This is a genomic window from Verrucomicrobiia bacterium, from assembly GCA_036405135.1.
Classification (GTDB): domain Bacteria; phylum Verrucomicrobiota; class Verrucomicrobiia; order Limisphaerales; family JAEYXS01; genus JAEYXS01.
Genome location: DASWYF010000026.1, coordinates 31675 through 49623, shown reverse-complemented (window position 1 = coordinate 49623; position 17949 = coordinate 31675). Strand labels below are relative to the sequence as shown.

Annotated in this window: 12 protein-coding genes; 5 read left to right on the top strand and 7 right to left on the bottom strand. The window is 56.9% G+C overall.

From position 1 onward, the window contains the following. Positions 1–56: 56 nt before the first annotated feature. Complete coding sequence (locus VGH19_13685) at positions 57–1436, bottom strand: FHA domain-containing protein (GenBank protein ID HEY1172414.1); 1380 nt, start codon at positions 1434–1436, stop codon at positions 57–59. 184 nt (positions 1437–1620) lie between these two features. Between VGH19_13685 and VGH19_13680 the strand changes: the two genes are divergently transcribed. Beyond that, the gene (locus VGH19_13680; protein HEY1172413.1) at positions 1621–2577 is read left to right on the top strand and encodes an amidohydrolase family protein; all 957 of its coding nucleotides are present in this window, start codon (positions 1621–1623) and stop codon (positions 2575–2577) included. Positions 2578–2600: 23 nt separating this feature from the next. On the opposite strand, the gene VGH19_13675 is transcribed toward VGH19_13680, so the two are convergent. The 6 genes from VGH19_13675 to VGH19_13650 form a co-directional block, all read right to left on the bottom strand. Further along, a complete protein-coding gene (locus tag VGH19_13675) occupies positions 2601–3923 on the bottom strand; it encodes a hypothetical protein (protein ID HEY1172412.1) in 1323 nt (440 codons plus the stop codon). Next, the gene (locus VGH19_13670; protein ID HEY1172411.1) at positions 3920–5149 is read right to left on the bottom strand and encodes a hypothetical protein; all 1230 of its coding nucleotides are present in this window, start codon (positions 5147–5149) and stop codon (positions 3920–3922) included. Before VGH19_13670 ends, VGH19_13675 begins: the two co-directional genes overlap by 4 nt. Positions 5150–5286: 137 nt before the next feature. Further along, positions 5287–6588: a hypothetical protein gene (locus VGH19_13665; protein HEY1172410.1), complete on the bottom strand. Its 1302-nt coding sequence runs from the start codon at positions 6586–6588 to the stop codon at positions 5287–5289. Beyond that, the gene (locus VGH19_13660) at positions 6585–7871 is read right to left on the bottom strand and encodes a hypothetical protein (GenBank protein ID HEY1172409.1); all 1287 of its coding nucleotides are present in this window, start codon (positions 7869–7871) and stop codon (positions 6585–6587) included. The genes VGH19_13665 and VGH19_13660 overlap by 4 nt, the downstream gene beginning before the upstream one ends. Positions 7872–8041: 170 nt before the next feature. Continuing rightward, on the bottom strand, positions 8042–9280 hold the full coding sequence (locus tag VGH19_13655) for a hypothetical protein (protein ID HEY1172408.1): 1239 nt from the start codon (positions 9278–9280) through the stop codon (positions 8042–8044). Then, complete coding sequence (locus VGH19_13650; GenBank protein HEY1172407.1) at positions 9277–10548, bottom strand: hypothetical protein; 1272 nt, start codon at positions 10546–10548, stop codon at positions 9277–9279. Before VGH19_13650 ends, VGH19_13655 begins: the two co-directional genes overlap by 4 nt. A 430-nt stretch (positions 10549–10978) precedes the next feature. On the opposite strand from VGH19_13650, the gene VGH19_13645 reads away from it, so the two are divergent. The 4 genes from VGH19_13645 to VGH19_13630 are packed head-to-tail and all read left to right on the top strand — an operon-like array spanning position 10979 to position 17929. Then, a complete protein-coding gene (locus VGH19_13645; protein HEY1172406.1) occupies positions 10979–13909 on the top strand; it encodes a DUF1553 domain-containing protein in 2931 nt (976 codons plus the stop codon). A 6-nt stretch (positions 13910–13915) separates the two neighbouring features. Continuing rightward, on the top strand, positions 13916–14893 hold the full coding sequence (locus VGH19_13640; GenBank protein ID HEY1172405.1) for a hypothetical protein: 978 nt from the start codon (positions 13916–13918) through the stop codon (positions 14891–14893). Then, positions 14890–16314 (top strand): DUF1501 domain-containing protein, encoded by a 1425-nt coding sequence (locus VGH19_13635; protein ID HEY1172404.1) that lies wholly within the window; start codon positions 14890–14892, stop codon positions 16312–16314. Before VGH19_13640 ends, VGH19_13635 begins: the two co-directional genes overlap by 4 nt. Further along, on the top strand, positions 16298–17929 hold the full coding sequence (locus VGH19_13630) for an acyltransferase family protein (protein ID HEY1172403.1): 1632 nt from the start codon (positions 16298–16300) through the stop codon (positions 17927–17929). Before VGH19_13635 ends, VGH19_13630 begins: the two co-directional genes overlap by 17 nt. The last annotated feature ends 20 nt before the right edge of the window (positions 17930–17949 follow it).

Here is a 17949-nt window from a genome sequence, read left to right as displayed (position 1 = left end):
ACGCGGCCTTCAGAGACTGTTTTCTTCATCAAAAACTACCATCGAGCCCGGTCCAACTACTTGCTATATTTCTCATCGTACCAGCCGAGTTTGTCCCAGTTACCGTAGTAGATGAGGCCCAGCACACGGGCTTCGACGATCCACAGATAGAGAGTCACGGGGATGCTCAATATCTGAATCGCCACCGCGAGCAGCCAGTACGTTCTGGGGATGAATTCCAACACAACATCAATGGTGAATCCTGTAAAATACGCGCCCCAAAAGATGATGCAGGCGAGGTAGTAGTTCAGCGGCACACGGGAGATGGAATACCAGACGGTGATGGGATTGGCGGTCCAGAGATTGCGCGAGACGCAGACAGCCAGATAGGCCATGGGAAAATAGCTCAGGCCCAAGATGAGCAGCGGTATCCATATCCATGGTGATGAGTAAAAGAGCGTGAAGATCAGATAGGCCAGCAAGGGGCTGAAGCTGATGAGCATGGTGCCGATGAGATGCAGAGTGGGGATGCCGATGTCATCCCACCATGAAGAGAGGTCCAGCCAGTCTGGCATCTGTTCATCGCCATTAGCGGAGGCCTGCACGACCTGCTGCATGTAAGAGACGAGGTAGGCAAAGATGGCGAGCGCACCCATGAAAGTAGTGATGATGCTCAATGGGCCCATGAAGCGGAGCAGATGTCCCAAGATGACGAGCGCAGCCAGCATGACGGTGCCGCTGCCCAAGATGACGGGACCCCAACCGCGAAACGGATAGAGGAATATGTCACCCAGGCAGAGAAACAGATTGCGACGCCGTTCACGCAAAAGGGCAAATTCCTCCTGTTTGCGTTCAAATGCACCGATGTCTTCACAACGACCGTTGCAATGATGACAGTAGTAGCGTTTGCCTTTCGAAGTCTGGCGCGTATTCACGCATTCATAGCAGAATTCAGAACGGCAGTTCTGGCAGATGAGGATGGCAGGCACGCGTGGGTGCTTGTAACAGGGGCGTTGAACGGGTGGCAGGTCCTTGAGCGCGGCGGCTTCGGCCTCCTTGGCTTTGCGGTCTACGCTGATGGAGAGGTTGGGCACCAGCGGCCAAGGCGCTTCAGCAGGGGCAGGAACGGATGCTCCGGCCGGGGCGTCAGAAGAGGCATCCACATGCAACGAAGTGCCTTGAAACAGCCAGGCAGTTTCACCGAAGCGGATGATTTGATCTGGCTGCAATTCGGCCTCTTTAACCGGTTGGTCGTTGATGAAGGTGCCGTTCGTGCTGCCCAAGTCGCGGATGAAAACGCGTCCATGATCTTTGCGTATCTCGCAATGGGTCGTGGAGACCGAGGGATGCAGGACGAGGTAATCACACCCCGGTTCACGACCGAGAATAAGCGTCCCTTGCTCAAGGATTATCACCTCGGGCTTCGCGCCACGGATCATGTTCTTCAACTGGCTCATGACTGAGTTGCTCCCTGTCTAGGACCGGGCTGGCGGTGTTTGCTCACGGTGATGGGGATAGAAAATGGGCTAACCTGCATCCAGGTCAAATGGAAACATAAGTCGCAATTTCAATTTGTTTTGGCCTGATGCTGGTTTAGCGTGGTTACCAGTGAAAGCGACCAGCGGAGACCTTCCCATAGACATGCACGTGCACCTCGTCGGCAATGGCCGGCAAGGCAGCGGCTGCTGGTTGCGCGTACGCGGCTGGTGGCACAAGCCGTTGGCGAATTTCATGCTCGGCCACATCGGGCTGGGACATACGGAATTGCAGGCGGAGGATTTTGACCGGCTCTATGTGGAGCACCTGCTGAAGCAGGTGCGCGAGTCCTCGCTGAAGAAGCTGGTGTTGCTGGCGCAAGACTGGGTGTATGACGATCAGGGACGGAAGATCGAAGGGGCAGGTTCCTTCTACGTGCCGAATGAGTATCTGCTCAAGTTGACCCGCGAGCATGAGGAGTTTTTACCAGCCGTCTCCATTCATCCGGCACGACCGGATGCCCTGGATGAACTGGAGCGTTGCCTGGCCGGTGGTGCCGTGATGCTGAAACTGCTGCCGAACTGCCACAACGTGAACTGCAATGACAAGCGTTACACGAAGTTCTGGGAACGCATGGCGCAGGCGGGCTTGCCGTTGCTGGCGCACACGGGTGGCGAGCATACGGTGCCCGTGGTGAATGCGGCTTTTGCCGATCCGCGCACGATGACTTTGCCGCTCGAGTGCGGAGTGAAAGTGGTGGCGGCGCATTGCGCAACGAAGAGCGGCATCGGTGACCCGGAATATTTCCACATCTTCTGCGAGATGCTGGAGAAGTATCCGACATTATACGGAGACAGCAGTGCGCTCGCCACGTTGAACCGGTGCGCGCATCTGACGAAGTGCCTGCGGCCGGGGCTGGCGGAGCGCATCTTGCACGGGAGCGATTTTCCGGTGCCGATCTTCGGGCACCGGTTGTGGTTGCGCGGTGAGCTGAAGCGTGAGGATTTCAAACGTTGCCAGGCGATCCGGAACGTCATCGAGCGCGATTACCAGATCAAGCGGGCGCTGGGTTTTCAGGACAGCCACTTCACGCAAGCGTGGAAGGTATTCCGCAAAGTATGACCAGCCGTTCTAAGGCCGGTTGATCACTTGCGATTGAACACCGGCACCATGTCACCACTCGCGGAACGGACGTAGGTCACGCTACCCCGCACCCATCCGCCGTAACTCGACTCATAACGTTTATACGCCGTCTCTCCCAGCACCTGCTTCACCGATTCGGCTGTTTTCGTATAAAGGCCGTTGCTCGCCTCACTACGTTGCAACGGGTCCAAGGCCGTGTTTGACCGCAATTGCGCCAGCTCCGTGTCCAGCGCCTGCTTGATCTGATACACTTGTGTGGCCGCCTCCTTGCCCAGACCGCTGCTCTGGGCGAACCGGTACATGTCCTGAAAATCCCGGCTCTGCACCATCGCATACTCCTGATACCTTGCTTCTCCCAACAATTGCCGGATCGCCGCTTCCTTCGCCTGTTGCGTCTCCTGTTTGAGTGCCAGCCCCGCTGCATCATCCGGGTCCATGCTGCCCATGTAGGCGTATGGGCCGATCTTCAGATACTGGTCATACTCCACTTTATACAATGCCCGGAATTCCTGTTCGCTCGGCTCGAACGCCCCGATCGAACTTCTCATGAGGTTGGCCACATGCGACACGCGCAGCATCCACTCTTCCTTTTGCTGGGGCGTCAGCGCTTTCGATGCCGCCTCGTCCCGTTCCAATGCCAGCCGGTGCATTTCCTCACGCGCCTCAGGCCCGTGGTAACCGCCGTACTTTTGCTGTGCCTGTGTTTCCCTGTCTTTGAAATCAGCCCACACATCACGGATGGCCGCCGTCTCCCGCGTGTTCATGAACGGATACACGTTGCTGTCGTAGTCCGCCAGCCCCAGACGTTGGCGCCGCTGCTGCTCGGCATCCATCCCCAGCAATTCGATCAACGACTCCCGCCGTTCATCATGCACCTTGCGGCCTTCGCGATCCCGCTCATACTTCGACAGCAAAAACTCTTCGTCCGACTTCCAATAATCCCCGTGCGTGTTGTCACGGTTCATCTTGTACTTCGCGTTCAACGCGCGAAATTTCTTTGCCAGCAACCGTTCCAGATCCGCATACACGATATCCTGGATCGTCTGCTCCGGACATTTGATGGCCCGCAGATTCGCCACATACTGCCGGTAATCTTCGGATTCCAGCATGCGCCAGTGGAATGGTTTCTCCTTTGGCTCAACTGGTGCGGATGGTGCAGTAATGGCCGTCGTCGCAGTTCCGGGGGCCGGAGCGCCCGCCGCCCGCGCTTCTGCCGCTGGCGGTACCGTCATCACGGCAGGCGTCTTGAGTTTATGGACCACGCCTGCGGCCAGCGCCGCGTTCAGTCCAAGCGAAACGAGGATGAAGCCGGAGGAAATATTCATGGCGATGCTGGTTGGGGAATGCGCGCGCGGGCACTCAGGTTTCTCAGCCAGGAACCGCCTGACTTGAGATAGTACTTTGCCCCAGATGCTCCGAGTTCGGTTTGTATCTTGCTTTCCGCCGTCGCGACCATCTCTTGCATGGCCTTTTGGCGCTGTTCGGGTGAGAGGTTCTGATTTTGGGCCAGGACCCGCGCGGCTTTCTCCGTGTCATCCTTCATCGCATACACGCGCAAGGCGGCCTCCCGGTCGTAACCGAGAAAACTGCTCGCCGCCATCAACTGCCGGTAACTGTAATCCTTGCTGCGTTCCAGATCGGTGTAGCGTTCCTCCCCCAGCGTTTCCTTCACAGCCAGCTCCGCTTTCTGCTTGGCTGCCTGCATCTCTTGGGGATCTGCCTTCCCGGTCGCACCCAGTTGATAAGCCTCGTAATTCGCTTCAAACACCGCACGAAACTCGTGCTCCGAAAGTCCCGCCGTCTTTAACGAGTTCCGCAACTGCTTGGACAGATTCGACGTGCGGATCTCGTACTCGAAGATCTCCTGCGGTGTGAGAAAGGTCCGCATCTCGGCCAGCATCTTCTGGCGCGCCTCCTCGTTCTTATACCCCGTTTCCTTGCTGGCTGCTCCGCCCAGCTTCTCATACTTGGACTCCAGTTGATGCATCTTCTCCAAGTTCTCCGGAGAAAGAAACGCATGACGGCTCTGCAGGTTGTCCTCGAAGTAATTGTTCGCCGAGCGCATCGGCTTTTCCTCCTTGCCCAGCAGTTCTTTCACCAGCGCCTTCCGCTCTTCGAACAGGCGCTTGATCTCGGCATCGGCGTTGGGCGCGCGCTGGGGATTGGGGGATGGGGCGTTATCCCGCCAGAATTTCTGCGGCGGCACCGGCACATGCGCTCCCCTCAACGCATTCATCTTCGGCTCGTAGATATAATCCAGCTCCGCCAGGATGATGTCCTGGATCGTGAGCTCCGGGCAGCCGATCGCGCGCAGGTTCGCGATATATTTTTTAAAATCCTCCGATTCCACCGTCACCCAATCAAAATCGAGCTTCACAGTGGCACCGGGTGTCGTCTTCTGGCCGGCTGGTGGAGAGATGATTGCGCGTGCCATCCTCTTTTCCTTCGCAACATCCGGCAGATCCGCAGTGGACGCGAGCGTCTCCTTGCGTTGAGACAACGCCGCCCAAGCGACACCCAGCCCCACGTTCACGCACAACGATGCGATCAAAACTTTTCTTGGCCACTCCATTTCTTCAGCCTTTCTCCTCCGAATCTGTCCCCACTCTCGTCCAACTCCGTCTTACGAATTGTCACACTCTTGTCATAAATCCAAACGATCTGCCCGCCAGTCGCTGCCACCCGAAATCATCTGATGATCGTCGTCGTAGAGCTTCGCGGCGGCTCGGGGGCGATGCCTCTCATCCAGGAGCCGTAATGACGTGACTGGTAGCTCTTGAAATTTTTCTCTCCCAGCGATTCCTGGATGGACCGCTCGGCCAGGCTCTTGATCTCCGTCAACGCCTGCTGGCGTTGCTCAGCGGACAGCGACTGGTCGCTCCGCACCTTTCGTGCCTGTGCCTCGGTGGCCTCTTTCACATCATACACCTTGGCCGCCGTATCCTTCGGCAACCCGCTCCGCTCCGCCATGCGGTAGAGTTCCCGGTAATTGTAATCTTGGGAGCGTGTGTATTCCGCATAACGCGTTTCACCGAGCAGCTTTTTGATCTCCTCATCGCGGGCCTTGCTGGCGTCGGCATAGAGTTTTTGCTGCTGCGGATCATCCGGGTCCGGCCCGCTGAAACGGAATTTGGCGGTCGCCTCATCGTAAGCCTCGCGAGCTTTGAACAGCGCGCGGAATTCCTGTTCGTTCGGCTCGAACGCCTGCAGATCATGTTTCATCTGGCTGGCCGTCTGCGAATTCCTCACCTTGAAATCCTCCAACTCTTGCGGGGTCAGTATCTTCGCCAGTTCAGCCAGGCGCTGCTTGTTGATCTCGGCGAACTCAAGGTTGCGTTCTTCACCATAGTAATCACGGTACTTCACGTAGAGCGCCTGCTCCTGATCTTGGAAACGCTGGCGGATATCCTCCACCTGCTTGCGCTTGGCCTCCGGCAACCAGGCCATCCGCAAGGCTTCGTAATCCGGCAATCCTTGCCGCTCGCGCCGTGCCTTCTCCACATCCACGCCCAGCAGCTCGATCAGCAAGGCCTTCTTCTCCTCCGACAGCTCGCGGTATTTGCGATTATGCTCGGCGTTGTAGCTGTACTGGTCGTCCGTCTTCCAATAGTCTGAAGTGACGCCCCGGCGGTACTGCCGGTTCAAGGCCCGGAACTTCTCCGCGTAAACCTTGTTCACGTCACTCGTGATGATGTCCTGGATCGTCTCCTCGGGGCAGCCGATCGCCCTCAGGTTCGCCACGTACCGGTGATAATCCTCCGCCTCGATCCGCAGCCACGAGAACGCCTCTCCGGGTACGTTCACGAACAACGGCCCCTTCGCCGCGATCTCCTTTGCCTTCTCCAGTTTTTTCTCCGCCACCGTCTTTGCTCCCGACGTCCTGACCTCCTCCGTCGCGGTCGGAACTGCCTTGGTCCGCTGATGCACCACGCCCGCCACAAGGATGGCATTCAGCCCCAGCGATCCGATGATGATATAGGAAAGTTTCATGGTGAGGCGTGGGTGATGACGCGGGGCGAGATGTTGTTCATCCAGTAACCGCCCTGACGTTTGTAATACTTGTAACCCTTTTCTCCGATCTCCTTGGCCACGGCGGCTTCCGCTGCCGTGCGGATGTCCTGCAATGCTTTGCTCCGCTCCTCCGGGCTCAAAGACTGGTTGCGCCGGATGTCGTTCGCGGCTTTTTCTGATTCCGATTTGAGATCATTCACCCGCATCACCGCCGCTTTATCGAACCCGAGGAACGGCGCGGCGCTCACCATTTGGCGGTAGTAATAATCCTGGTTCATCTCGATCTCCTTGTACCGGTCCGCGCCCATCGCTGCCATCACCGCCTCCTGCGCCTGTTTGCGGCTTTCTTGGGCTGCCTTCATCTGCTCCGGGGTCGGCCTTTCCCCGCTGCTGCTGAACCGTGACTCTTCCTGCGTCTTCCGGGCATTATACAACAGGCGGAACTCCTCCTCGCTCACATCCAGGCCGCGCAATTCATACTTCATGCTCTGCGCCGTTTCCGAGCTCCGCACATCGTACTCGAAGATCTGTTCCGGCGTCATGAACGCCTTCATCTCTTCCTGCATCTTCTTGCGGGCTTTCTTCACCGCATCCTGCGTTTCCATGTCGATGTATCCGCCCGCATCCGAATAGAGCTTGTTGCGCTCGTCGTTGAACTTCTTGTCCAAGTCCTTCAGCTTTGCGCGTATCTCTTCCGGCAGGTAATCGAACGCTTTCTTGCTGTTGTCCTCCCAGGAACTGTAGGCCTGCCGCAGCTCCTTCTCCTCCACGCCGAGCAAATCTTTCAACAATGCCGCACGCTCCTCCATCACCGCCTTCATCTGCTCCGCCTTCACCGGATCGCGCTTCCGCGAGGAACTGCCATAATACATGTCCGAAATCCAAAACTTGTCCGGTTGATACGTCGGCGGCTCGCGCAAGGCCGCGATGCGCGGCTCGAAGAGCTTGTCGATATCCGCCACGATGATGTCCCGGATCGTCGCTTCCGGACACTTGATCCCGCGCAGTTTGGCGATGTAATCCTTGTAATCGGCCGCCTCCACCTCGCTCCAATGAAATCCTGGGTCCACCACCGTCGTGATCACCTCTTGCTTCAAGCTCCCGCCAGAAGATGTCTTCTTGGCCGGAGTTCTGCCGGGAGCATTTTCAGAGATCACAGAAGGTGAAGGGACGACGGCTTTGGGAGACATCACGTAGGCAATACCCAACCCTGCGTTCAGGCAGATTGACGCCAGCAATATCACCTTGGGAGACATGGCCATATTATCTACTACACTCCTTTTGATTTCACAAGCGGGTAATGGCCGGGTTAAAACTCATGCCAAAATCATAACATCAAGGTTTGCTCTCCCTTGAAAGCGCGCCGGATTTCACTGCATCAGGAAATCCTGTTTCTCTTCCATCACTTTCAAATAGTTGCACCGCGTAGTTTTCAGTTCACCCGCCGCAGCCACTGCCCGCCCGAGTTCCGGTAGATCCCATATCCTTTCTCACCCAACAGATCTTTCACCGCTTTGCCCGCCAGTTCATGTATCTCTTTCATAGTCTGTTGGCGTTGTTCCACACTCAGACCCGTATCATCCTGTACCCGTTGCATTTGCTGCATCGTCGCATTCTTCAGGTCATAGATTTGCCTGGCCGTTTGGGAGGGCAGGTCGCTTTGTTGGACCGCCCGGTAGGCCGCCTGATAATCAAAACTGCTCGCTACCAAGTATTCCTGATAACGCGCCCCGCCCAAGGCGATGCGGATCTCCCTTTCTTTTTGCTTCGCCGCCTCCTCATTCTTCTGCGTCGTCACTATGTCATTTTCCTGCATCATCACCTCGATGGGTCGCTCGTATTTTTCTTCCAGCAGGTAGATGACTCTGAACTCCTGTTCGGCCGGCTCGAAGGCTTCCAGATTATACCGCACCTTGCTCGCCCTCTCGGATGTCCTCAGCTTGTATTCCATCAACTCCGTGGTTGTGATCACTTTCAACAATTCCGTCTCCCGCTCCCGGTGCAACATGCTCCGCTCGATATAAGGCTCTTGTCCATGGTATTCCCCGTACTTGCATGAGAGCGCGAACTCCATCTCTGCGAAACGGCTCCAGATCTCCTGCGCCAGGGTAATTTTATGTGCGCTCATAAAGGGAAATCTGGCTCCCTCGATATCCGGCAGACCATGCCGCAATTTTCTGGCCTGATCGATGTCCACGCCAAGCAAAGAGTAAAGCAGTTCATGCTTCTCCAAATTGATCCGCATCACCTCCCGCGCCTTCGCCATCAGCACCGCGTGATTCGCTCCCTCCCGCTTCCAATAGTCCGCGCTGCTGCCATCCCGGTTCAACCGATAGTTCTTGTGCATCTCCCGCAACCGCGCCGCATATGCCTTATAGACATCGCTATGGAGAATGTCCTGCACGGTCGTTTCCGGACAACCGATCACCCGCAAATTGGCTGCATATCGGTGATAATCGTCTGACTCAAGCTGCCGCCAGTGAAACGGTTCACCCTCCACTTCCACCAACACCGGCCCGGTGCGGACAGGTTTATTATCGGAGACAACTTTAACCGCCTTGTGCTCCCTTGACACTACCGGAGCGACACATTCTTTCACCAGCTTATGGTAAGCTATCCCCGCTACGAACAGCAGATTCAACCCCATCGATATTGTGAACAGGAGTTTCATCTGGTTGCTGCATCTGGTGAGCTAGAGATGGTGTTGAGCCACTCACCTCCGTGTCCCCGAAAGTACCTGAGTCCTTTTTCACCGATGGTCCCGCTGATGGCTTTTTCCGTCGCCTGCCGTATCTCCCGCAACGCTTGTGCTTTGGCCTCGGCGGAAAGTGTTTCACTGCTGTTGATCGCCTTCACCGCTTTCAGCGCATCTCCTTTCATGTTGTTCACTTGCAAGACGGATGCTTTGTCAAAACCCTGATAAGGCGCGGCTATCAGCATTTGTCGCATGCCATAGTCATGATACTGTTTGAGCTCTTCAAAACGCTGCGCCCCTAATATGGCAGCGGCCGCCTCTTGTGTTTCTTTTTCCTGCGCCTCTCGTTTTTTCCTGTTTTCCGGCGTATTCCGCTCCACTACCGGGACATCCCGTTCGGCCTTCATCTCTTTGTCCGCCACCTTGAAAAGTTCACGGAACTCGCTTTCGTTCACCTCGGAGAATTGCGTTATCATCCGTAATACTCTCGCCTCTTCCGAGGTGCGCAACCGATACTCCATGATCTCTTCGGGCGACAGGAACTCGGCCAGTTTCTTGTCCGCATACTCACGCAAACTATCTTTCTGCATCGTCGCCACCGCGCCACTGAGTTTCATCTCGGAAGCAGTTTTGCGCTTCTCCTCCATCTCTCTCTCCCAGCTTATCAACTTCTCCCTCTGTTCTGCATTTAAGAACGAGAACCGGCTTTCCGCCGCCTCATCATACCAATCCAGGCCCGACCGGATGGATTTCTCCGTCACCCCCAAGAGTTCCAGCAGCAGTCCCGCCCGCTCCTCCTGCAACGCCTTGATCTCTTTCTCCGCCTCCGGTCCCGGCTTGGGCGTGGACATATCCTTTCGATACACCCGCCAGTACGACCCCACCGTCGCCACTGGATTGATCCCCCTCAGCTTGTTCAGCTTCGGCTCATACACATTGTCCAGGTCCGCGAGTATGATGTCCCGGATCGTCGGCTCCGGGCAGCCCACCTGCCGCAGGCGTTTGATATATTCTTTGTAATCCGTCGTCTCCAAGTGCGACCATTTGAACTCCGTTTGGATGACATTCGTGACCGTGACTGTCCCGGGCCTTTCCTTTTTGGGCACAGACACTTTCAGAGCTTTGGTTGCGACCGGTTGAGAATCTGCCGTCACCTCCGTTCTTGTTGTGAAATAATACCCCAGCCCCAGCCCGACATTCAGGCACAAAGACAGGAGCACTTTCACCTTGGGAGACATGCTCACTTCTCTACTTGTTTCTTCAAAATACTCAATCTCTATCCGCGACCATGGAAGCTCCAGATTCCAAACATCAGGCTCACAGAAAACTACCCTGACGAGCGGTTTTTCCGACTGGTTGGTCGCGGAGGCGGAGGCTTCTTTTGATTTAAGGCTGAATCATCCAAATAGAACGGTTCCGTCATAACCTGCTCTGGGCCAAAACATTGGCGCCGGGAAAAAACCATCCATAAAAAGGAGGCATGGACAGCGGTTGTCCTAGTGGCCTTGATAGAGTGTCGGCATGAATGTTAAGGAGGTTCAAAGCAGGTCGAAGCGCTGGAAGATCAGAAATGATCTAAAGGCGGGTATTTTTCCACTGGTAGAAACCGACGGGCTGCTCCTAAATACTTTGAGAACAGCCCGTAGAATTATGCCCTTGTTGCATCGACAGTACATGTCCTGGCCCTATGCGTGCCGTCGTTTGCTGGGCTTGGGAGTCTTGCTGGTTTCTTTGGTACAACTCGACGCGGCGGTGGCGGTGTTTACGCGGGGCATCAACCTGAACGGACCGGCCACTGTCATCGACGGGCAGAAATGGGAAGCGGGCGCAGAGGCGAAGGATTTCAAGGCGACGGGCAAGACATTCGAGAACCAGAAGGTGGTGCTGAAGCCGCCTACGGATGCCGCGCGCACGCAGATGATCCGCAGCAGTGTGTGGGGTAACAAGGTGGATCTGGAGTTCAGCAATCTGGCAGCGGGCACTTACCAAGTTTTTCTCTATGTGTGGGAGGATAATCACAGCGAACAGTTCGATCTGCTGGTGAATGACAAGGTGGTACAGTCGGCCTTTCACAGCGGCACAGCGGGGATGTGGAAGCGACTGGGACCTTGGCGGGCCGAGGCCGTGAATGGCAAATTGACGGTGGTGGCGAAAGGGCCAAGCCACGGGGCAGCAAATTTGTCCGGCGTGGAATTGTGGGCGGGTGAGGGAACGGTGCCGGAACTCGCGCGGCCGCAATTCATCAATGAACCGAACGCGGATCAGCTCGCGTTCTTCGAGAGCCGGATACGGCCCGCTTTGGTGGAACATTGTTACGAGTGCCACAGTGCGGGGGCAGAAAAGATTAAGGGCGGTCTGGTGCTGGATTCGCGCGCCGGGGTGCAGAAGGGTGGCGATACGGGGGCGGCCATAACGCCGGGTGATCCGGAGGCCAGCCTGCTGATCCATGCGGTGCGTCATGCGAGCGAAGACGTGAAGATGCCGCCGAAGAAGAAATTGCCGCCCAAAGTCATCGCGGATCTGGAGGAATGGGTGCGCATGGGTGCGCCTGATCCACGAAGCACCAGCACGCTGGGGGCGGTGAAGGCGAAGGAAACGATTGATTGGGCCAAGGCGCGGGAGTGGTGGTCCTTGCGTCCGCTAGAATCTCCTGCACTGCCGAAGGTGAAGAATACGTCCTGGCCCGTGAATGAGATCGACCGGTTCGTGCTGGCCAAGGTGGAAGCGGCCAAGCTGACCCCTGCGCCCGATGCTGAACCGCGCGCGCTCATCCGACGGATGACTTATGATTTGCACGGTTTGCCGCCCACGCCGGAGGAAGTGGAGGCGTTTGTGCAGGAATCACGGCGGAATGCGAAAGGTGCCGTCAGCAAACTCGTAGACCGGTTGCTGGCGTCGCCGCGTTATGGTGAGCGTTGGGGACGGCATTGGCTGGATGTAGTGCGTTACGCGGATACGGCGGGCGACAATTCGGATTATCCCATCCCGCAGATGCATCGCTATCGCGACTGGGTGATCGATGCCTTCAATCGCGATTTGCCGTATGATGAATTTGTACGCGACCAGCTCGCGGGTGATCTGCGCGGTGGCAACACGGATGAGGAACGTTTCCAACGCATCATCGCCACGGGCTACATCGCGAACTCACGACGGTTCGGCTCGCGTGTAGATGATTATCCGCAACATCTGACCATCGAGGATACGTTGGACAGCCTGGGGCGCAGTTTTCTGGGACTGACGATCAATTGCGCGCGGTGCCATGATCACAAGTTCGACCCGATCAGCACGCAGGATTATTACGCGCTTTATGGGGTCTTCAACAGCACGCGCTATCCGTGGCCGGGCATCGAACTGGACAAGAAGCAGCGTGACCTCGTGATGCTGGTATCCCCGGAGAAGCGCGCGGAAGCCGAGGCTGCATTCAAAGCCCGCGCGCAAGAGCAGGCGCGGCTGGATAAAGAAGTAAAACGCCTCAAGGACGAGTTGAAGGATGCGTCGGAGGATAAAAAAGCAACGCTCAAAGAGCAACTGGCTCAGGCAGAAAAAGCGGCGGGAGACTATTTGAAGCAAGCACTGCCAGTGGACTTGGTGTATGCCGTGGCGGAGGCAACCAAGATCGCTGATGTGCGCGTGCAGCAGAAGGGTGATCCGGCCAAACCCGGCGAAATGGTGCCGCGCCGTTTCTTACAAGCGCTCGGTGGACAGGAATTGCCCGCAGGCTCCAAAGCCAGCGGACGTGAACAACTGGCGGGATGGATCGTGGCGAAGGATAATCCATTGACCGCACGGGTGATGGTGAACCGTATATGGCAGAATCATTTCGGGCGCGGCATCGTGCCGACGCCGAACGATTTCGGTAAGAACGGCAAGCCAGCGAGCCATCCTGAGCTGCTCGATTTTCTGGCGGCGAAGTTCCGGGATGACGGCTGGTCCATCAAGGCGATGCACCGGATGATCTTGTCATCACGCACGTATCAACAGGCGGCAGTGCAAAGTCCTGCCGCATTGGAGCGCGATCCGGCGAATGAATTGCTCGCGAGTTTCCCACGTCGTCGCTTGGATGCGGAATCCATTCGTGATGCGCTGCTGTATCTGGGCGGCAACCTGGACTTATTCGCTGCCGGAGCACATCCGTTTCCGCCACAGCACCAGTGGGACTTCACGCAGCACAAACCGTTCAAGGCGGATTACGCGAGCAATCATCGCAGCGTGTTCCTGATGACACAGCGCATCCAGCGGCATCCGTATCTGTCCATTTTCGACGGGGCCGATCCTTCCACCAGCACACCGGTGCGCACGAGCAGCACGACGCCGTTGCAGGCGTTGTATTTGCTCAATGATGCGTTCGTTCATGAACAGTCCCAGCGCGTGGCGGGACGGGTGATGGCGCAGACGGCAGATGCTAAGAAACGCATCAACCACGCGTATGAATTGCTTTTTGCGCGCCCACCTCAGAACGAGGAAATCGCCGGTGGCATGGCATTTATCGAGCGCGCCCAAGCCAAGTTGCGTGAGGATGGCATGACGGACGGGGTGGAAAAGGAAGCCTGGTGTGCGTATGTGCGCGTGCTGTTTCGGCTCAACGAATTTGTTTACCTGGACTAACACGTTATGATCATCCCCAAGTTCTGGGCGGAAGGCCGGGTGCAGCACAAGGAGAAGGGAAGGCAGGTCACTGTCCGACGGCTGGGCTGGTCACAAAGCAGCGAAGCCGAGGCGCAGTCAAATGCGGACACGCGCGCCAAGGAAGCGCTCCAACGCATCCTTAGCGGCGAAGAACTGGTTCGCTTGGAGACAAGATCTCCTTACAACGGCGCTGAAGGTGTGCCGATCTGTGAAGAGATCGTGGCTGAGCATGGTGAAACTGTTATCACACGGAACAGCTACGGAGCCAGATGCCTTAACACACCGGATGTGTTGTTCGCAGACATTGATTTCGAAGCCGAGCCCGGCAAAGCCACCAGTTGCTTTTTCACTCTGGTGCTGGTGATTGGCGCGGCGTTTGGGTCATGGAAGCTGGGTTCGGTCGGCTGGTTTATACCATTGGGGCTGGCCGGTGTGGTTGGCGGCATCTGTCTCGCGAATGGCCTGCACAAGCTGCATCTCAAACTTAATGGTGGAGCCGAGAAGATGGCGAACGACCGGATCAACGCTTTCATCACGGCGCATCCGAATTGGCGGCTGCGGATTTATCGGACTCCAGCAGGTCTTAGAGTTGTGGCGGCCCACCGCACCTTCGCTCCGAATGCTCCAGAAGTGGCCTTGCTCTTCAACTCACTCAAGGTCGATCCGGTGTATGTGAAGATGTGCCAGCGGCAGCAATGCTTCCGCGCGCGGGTCAGTCCCAAGCCCTGGCGCATCGGCGTGGACTCACACATGAAACCACGCTCTGGACGCTGGCCGCCACGGCCTGAAGCCGTGGTCCCAAGGCGTGAATGGATCGAAGCCTACGAACAGAAAAGCACGGGATTTTCTGCCTGCCGTTTTGAGCGCGAAACGGGCAAAGGTGTCATGAACCGGGAAGTGGACAAAGTGATCGCTTTGCATGACGAACTCAGCCGCGCGCTCAGCGGACTACCCATCGCATGAACAACTTGCCGAAACAGATTCTTCCGAGGCATGCTGCGAGCATGAACACGCCCGTGAAATCCCGTCGTGCCTTTCTGCACTCGCTGGTGGGCGGTTCGCTGTTGATGCCTGGGATCATTTCGGAGCTGTGCGGGGCATCAGCAGCAGGCGATCCACTGGCACCGAAGCCTTCACCTTTTCCGGCCACAGCCAAGCGGGTGATCTTCATCTTCTCGAATGGTGGCGTGTCGCAGATGGACACGTTTGACCCAAAGCCGGAACTGTTCAAGGCGGACGGTAAGAAGACAGGTGTGGGCGGCGGCCTCTCGAATCAGCAGCGCGTATTGCTCAAGCCGTTGTGGGATTTCAAACCGGGCGGCAAATGCGGCACGATGGTCAGTGATCTCTTCCCGCATCTGCGCGAGTGCATGGATGACATCTGCGTGATCCGCTCCATGAAGGGGGACGACAACGAGCATTATAACGCCACTCTGGGCATCCACACAGGTTCCTTCTTTTTCTCACGGCCGAGCATCGGTTCCTGGGTAAGCTATGGGCTGGGCACGATGAACGGGAACTTGCCCTCGTTCGTGGCGCTGGCTCCGCAGATGCCTTATGCAGGCACACAAATTTTTAATAACGATTTCCTGCCTGCATATCACCAAGGCGTGCGTGTCATCGGCGGCAAAGAGCCGATTCCAAATCTGGACCGGCGCACGCGTCAGAATGGTTTGCAGGAAATGGAGTTGGAACTGGCGGATGTGCTGAACAACCGGCACCTCTCAGCACGCGCGAACGACAGCGATCTGGCCGCGCGTATCCGGACATTTGAGACGGCGTTCCACATGCAGACGGATGCGCGGGATGTGTTCAATTTCGACAAGGAGAGTGATGCTACACTGGCGCTCTATGGATTGAACCGCGGGCAGACGGAAGGTTTCGGCTGGCAATGTCTGACAGCGCGGCGCTTGGCAGAGAAAGGAGTGCGCTTCATCGAGATCGTGGATGGCAGCAGCAGCAAGAACTGGGATCAGCACGGTGATATGGCGGAGCATGCGATCCATGCGAAGAATATCGACCAGCCGATCGCCGGATTGCTGGCGGACTTGAAGGCGCGGGGAATGCTGGAGGATACGCTGGTGGTGTGGACTACGGAGTTTGGTCGCACTCCGGGCGTGGATGGCACCAAAGGTCGCGGGCATCACAGCGCGTGTTTCAGCTCATGGCTTGCAGGCGGAGGTGTGAAAGGCGGCATTAGCTACGGAGCCACGGATGAGATCGCTTCTACGGTGGTGGAGAACAAGGTGCATGTGCATGATTTTCACGCGACCATCTTGCACCTGCTGGGCATCAATCACGAGGCGCTGACCTACCGGCATGGCGGACGGGATTATCGCCTGACAGATGTGTTTGGGAACGTGGTGCATGACATCATCGCCTGAACCGACCACCACCCGGCGGCATGATCTCGATGCCTTGCGCGCGGTGGCGATGCTGCTGGGCATTGCGCTGCACGCTGCGCTTTCGTTTCTGCCGGGCATCTGGGTCGTGGAGGATAACAGCAGCCATCCGGTATTTGGACTGCTCATCACGGCGGTGCATGGGTTTCGCATGCCGCTGTTTTTTCTGATCAGCGGTTACTTCACGGCCATGCTGTGGCGCAAGCGCGGGTTGCGGGAACTGCTCAAGCAACGCTGGCAACGGATCGGCAAGCCCTGTCTGGTGGGTTTGATCACCATCGTGCCGTTGACGTGGGCGGCGTTGATATTCGTGGCGGCAGTCGGCAAACGTCAGACCGCGAATCTCGAGACTCATTATTGGGCGGCGGTTATCGAAGGCCAGGAGACGAAAGTAGGGATTCATCTGTCCAATGGGACCGATGCAAATGTCATGCATCCCACGTGGGGAATCTCCGCGCTGTCAGCGGCCACCATGCACAACCGGCTGGAGGTGATGAAACTGCTCATCCAAAAGGGCGCGGATGTGAATTTGAAAAACCGGGACGGTGGCAGTTCTTTGCACATCGCTTCACTCTTGGGCCGTCATGACGCGGTGAAACTGCTCCTGGAGAAAGGTGCCGACCGGAATCAAAAGAACCATCATGGTCAGACCGCCCAGGAAATCTTGCTCACTGATTGGGGCAAAACGATCGTGACCATCTCTGCGTGGCAAGTGTGGCTGGATAGAGAAACGGTGATGAGCGGACGGGCAAAGGCGGAGGCGCATTTCGTGGCTCACGGCGGGGAAAAGCGTTTCAGTGACTCCGGCCGCAAAAAGCTGGCTGAAATCATCAGCCTGCTGACCTTGGTTCCTTTCTTTCACCACTTGTGGTTTCTCTGGTTTCTCTGCTGGTTGGTCGGACTTTTCGCGGTGTATGCGTGGCTGGCCGCCCGCTGGCAATGGCAGGGCCTGCCTGCCTGGGCGGTGATCTCGCCCGCGCGTTACCTTTGGGTGATACCGCTTACTTTATTGCCTCAATTTTTTATGAGCGGCATGGCCACGGTGTTCGGGCCAGATACCGCGATAGGCTTGCTCCCGATGCCGCATGTGCTGGCATATTACGCGGTGTTCTTCGGTTTCGGCGCGCTCTACTATGATCGCGAAGGTCCGGCAGATCATGTGGGACAAGGATGGAGATGGACTTTGCCGGTGCTGTTGGTGGTGATCTTTCCATTGGGTTTGGAGATGACTACGGGCGCGTTGGGTTTTCGCGATCGGCTGATGTCGCCGGAATGGTATCGGCCCTGGGCGAACATCTTGCAGGTGGTTTATGCGTGGGGGATGTCTTTTGCTTGCATGGGATTGTTCCGTGCGAAGTTTCACGGTGAGAGTCCGCGCTGGCGCTACATCTCAGACTCGGCGTATTGGCTGTATCTGGCGCATCTGCCATTGATGTTTGTGGCGCAATGGCTGATCCGCGACTGGCCAGGGCCTGCCCTCGTGAAGTTCACCTTCCTCTGCATTTCCACCACTGCAGTGTTACTGGTGAGCTATCATTACATGGTGCGCTATACGTGGATCGGGCGGATGTTGAACGGGCCGAGGGAGCAAACGTAGAACTCGGCCATGACCCGCTC

Excerpts from the sequence above, each read along its gene's own strand:
- VGH19_13630 (HEY1172403.1), top strand. The coding sequence starts at position 16,298 with ATGACATCATCGCCTGAACCGACCACCACCCGGCGGCATGATCTCGAT.
- VGH19_13660 (HEY1172409.1), bottom strand. The coding sequence starts at position 7,871 with ATGGCCATGTCTCCCAAGGTGATATTGCTGGCGTCAATCTGCCTGAAC.
- VGH19_13645 (HEY1172406.1), top strand. The coding sequence starts at position 10,979 with ATGTCCTGGCCCTATGCGTGCCGTCGTTTGCTGGGCTTGGGAGTCTTG.
- VGH19_13655 (HEY1172408.1), bottom strand. The coding sequence starts at position 9,280 with ATGAAACTCCTGTTCACAATATCGATGGGGTTGAATCTGCTGTTCGTA.
- VGH19_13685 (HEY1172414.1), bottom strand. The coding sequence starts at position 1,436 with ATGAGCCAGTTGAAGAACATGATCCGTGGCGCGAAGCCCGAGGTGATA.
- VGH19_13675 (HEY1172412.1), bottom strand. The coding sequence starts at position 3,923 with ATGAATATTTCCTCCGGCTTCATCCTCGTTTCGCTTGGACTGAACGCG.
- VGH19_13640 (HEY1172405.1), top strand. The coding sequence starts at position 13,916 with ATGATCATCCCCAAGTTCTGGGCGGAAGGCCGGGTGCAGCACAAGGAG.
- VGH19_13680 (HEY1172413.1), top strand. The coding sequence starts at position 1,621 with ATGCACGTGCACCTCGTCGGCAATGGCCGGCAAGGCAGCGGCTGCTGG.
- VGH19_13665 (HEY1172410.1), bottom strand. The coding sequence starts at position 6,588 with ATGAAACTTTCCTATATCATCATCGGATCGCTGGGGCTGAATGCCATC.
- VGH19_13635 (HEY1172404.1), top strand. The coding sequence starts at position 14,890 with ATGAACAACTTGCCGAAACAGATTCTTCCGAGGCATGCTGCGAGCATG.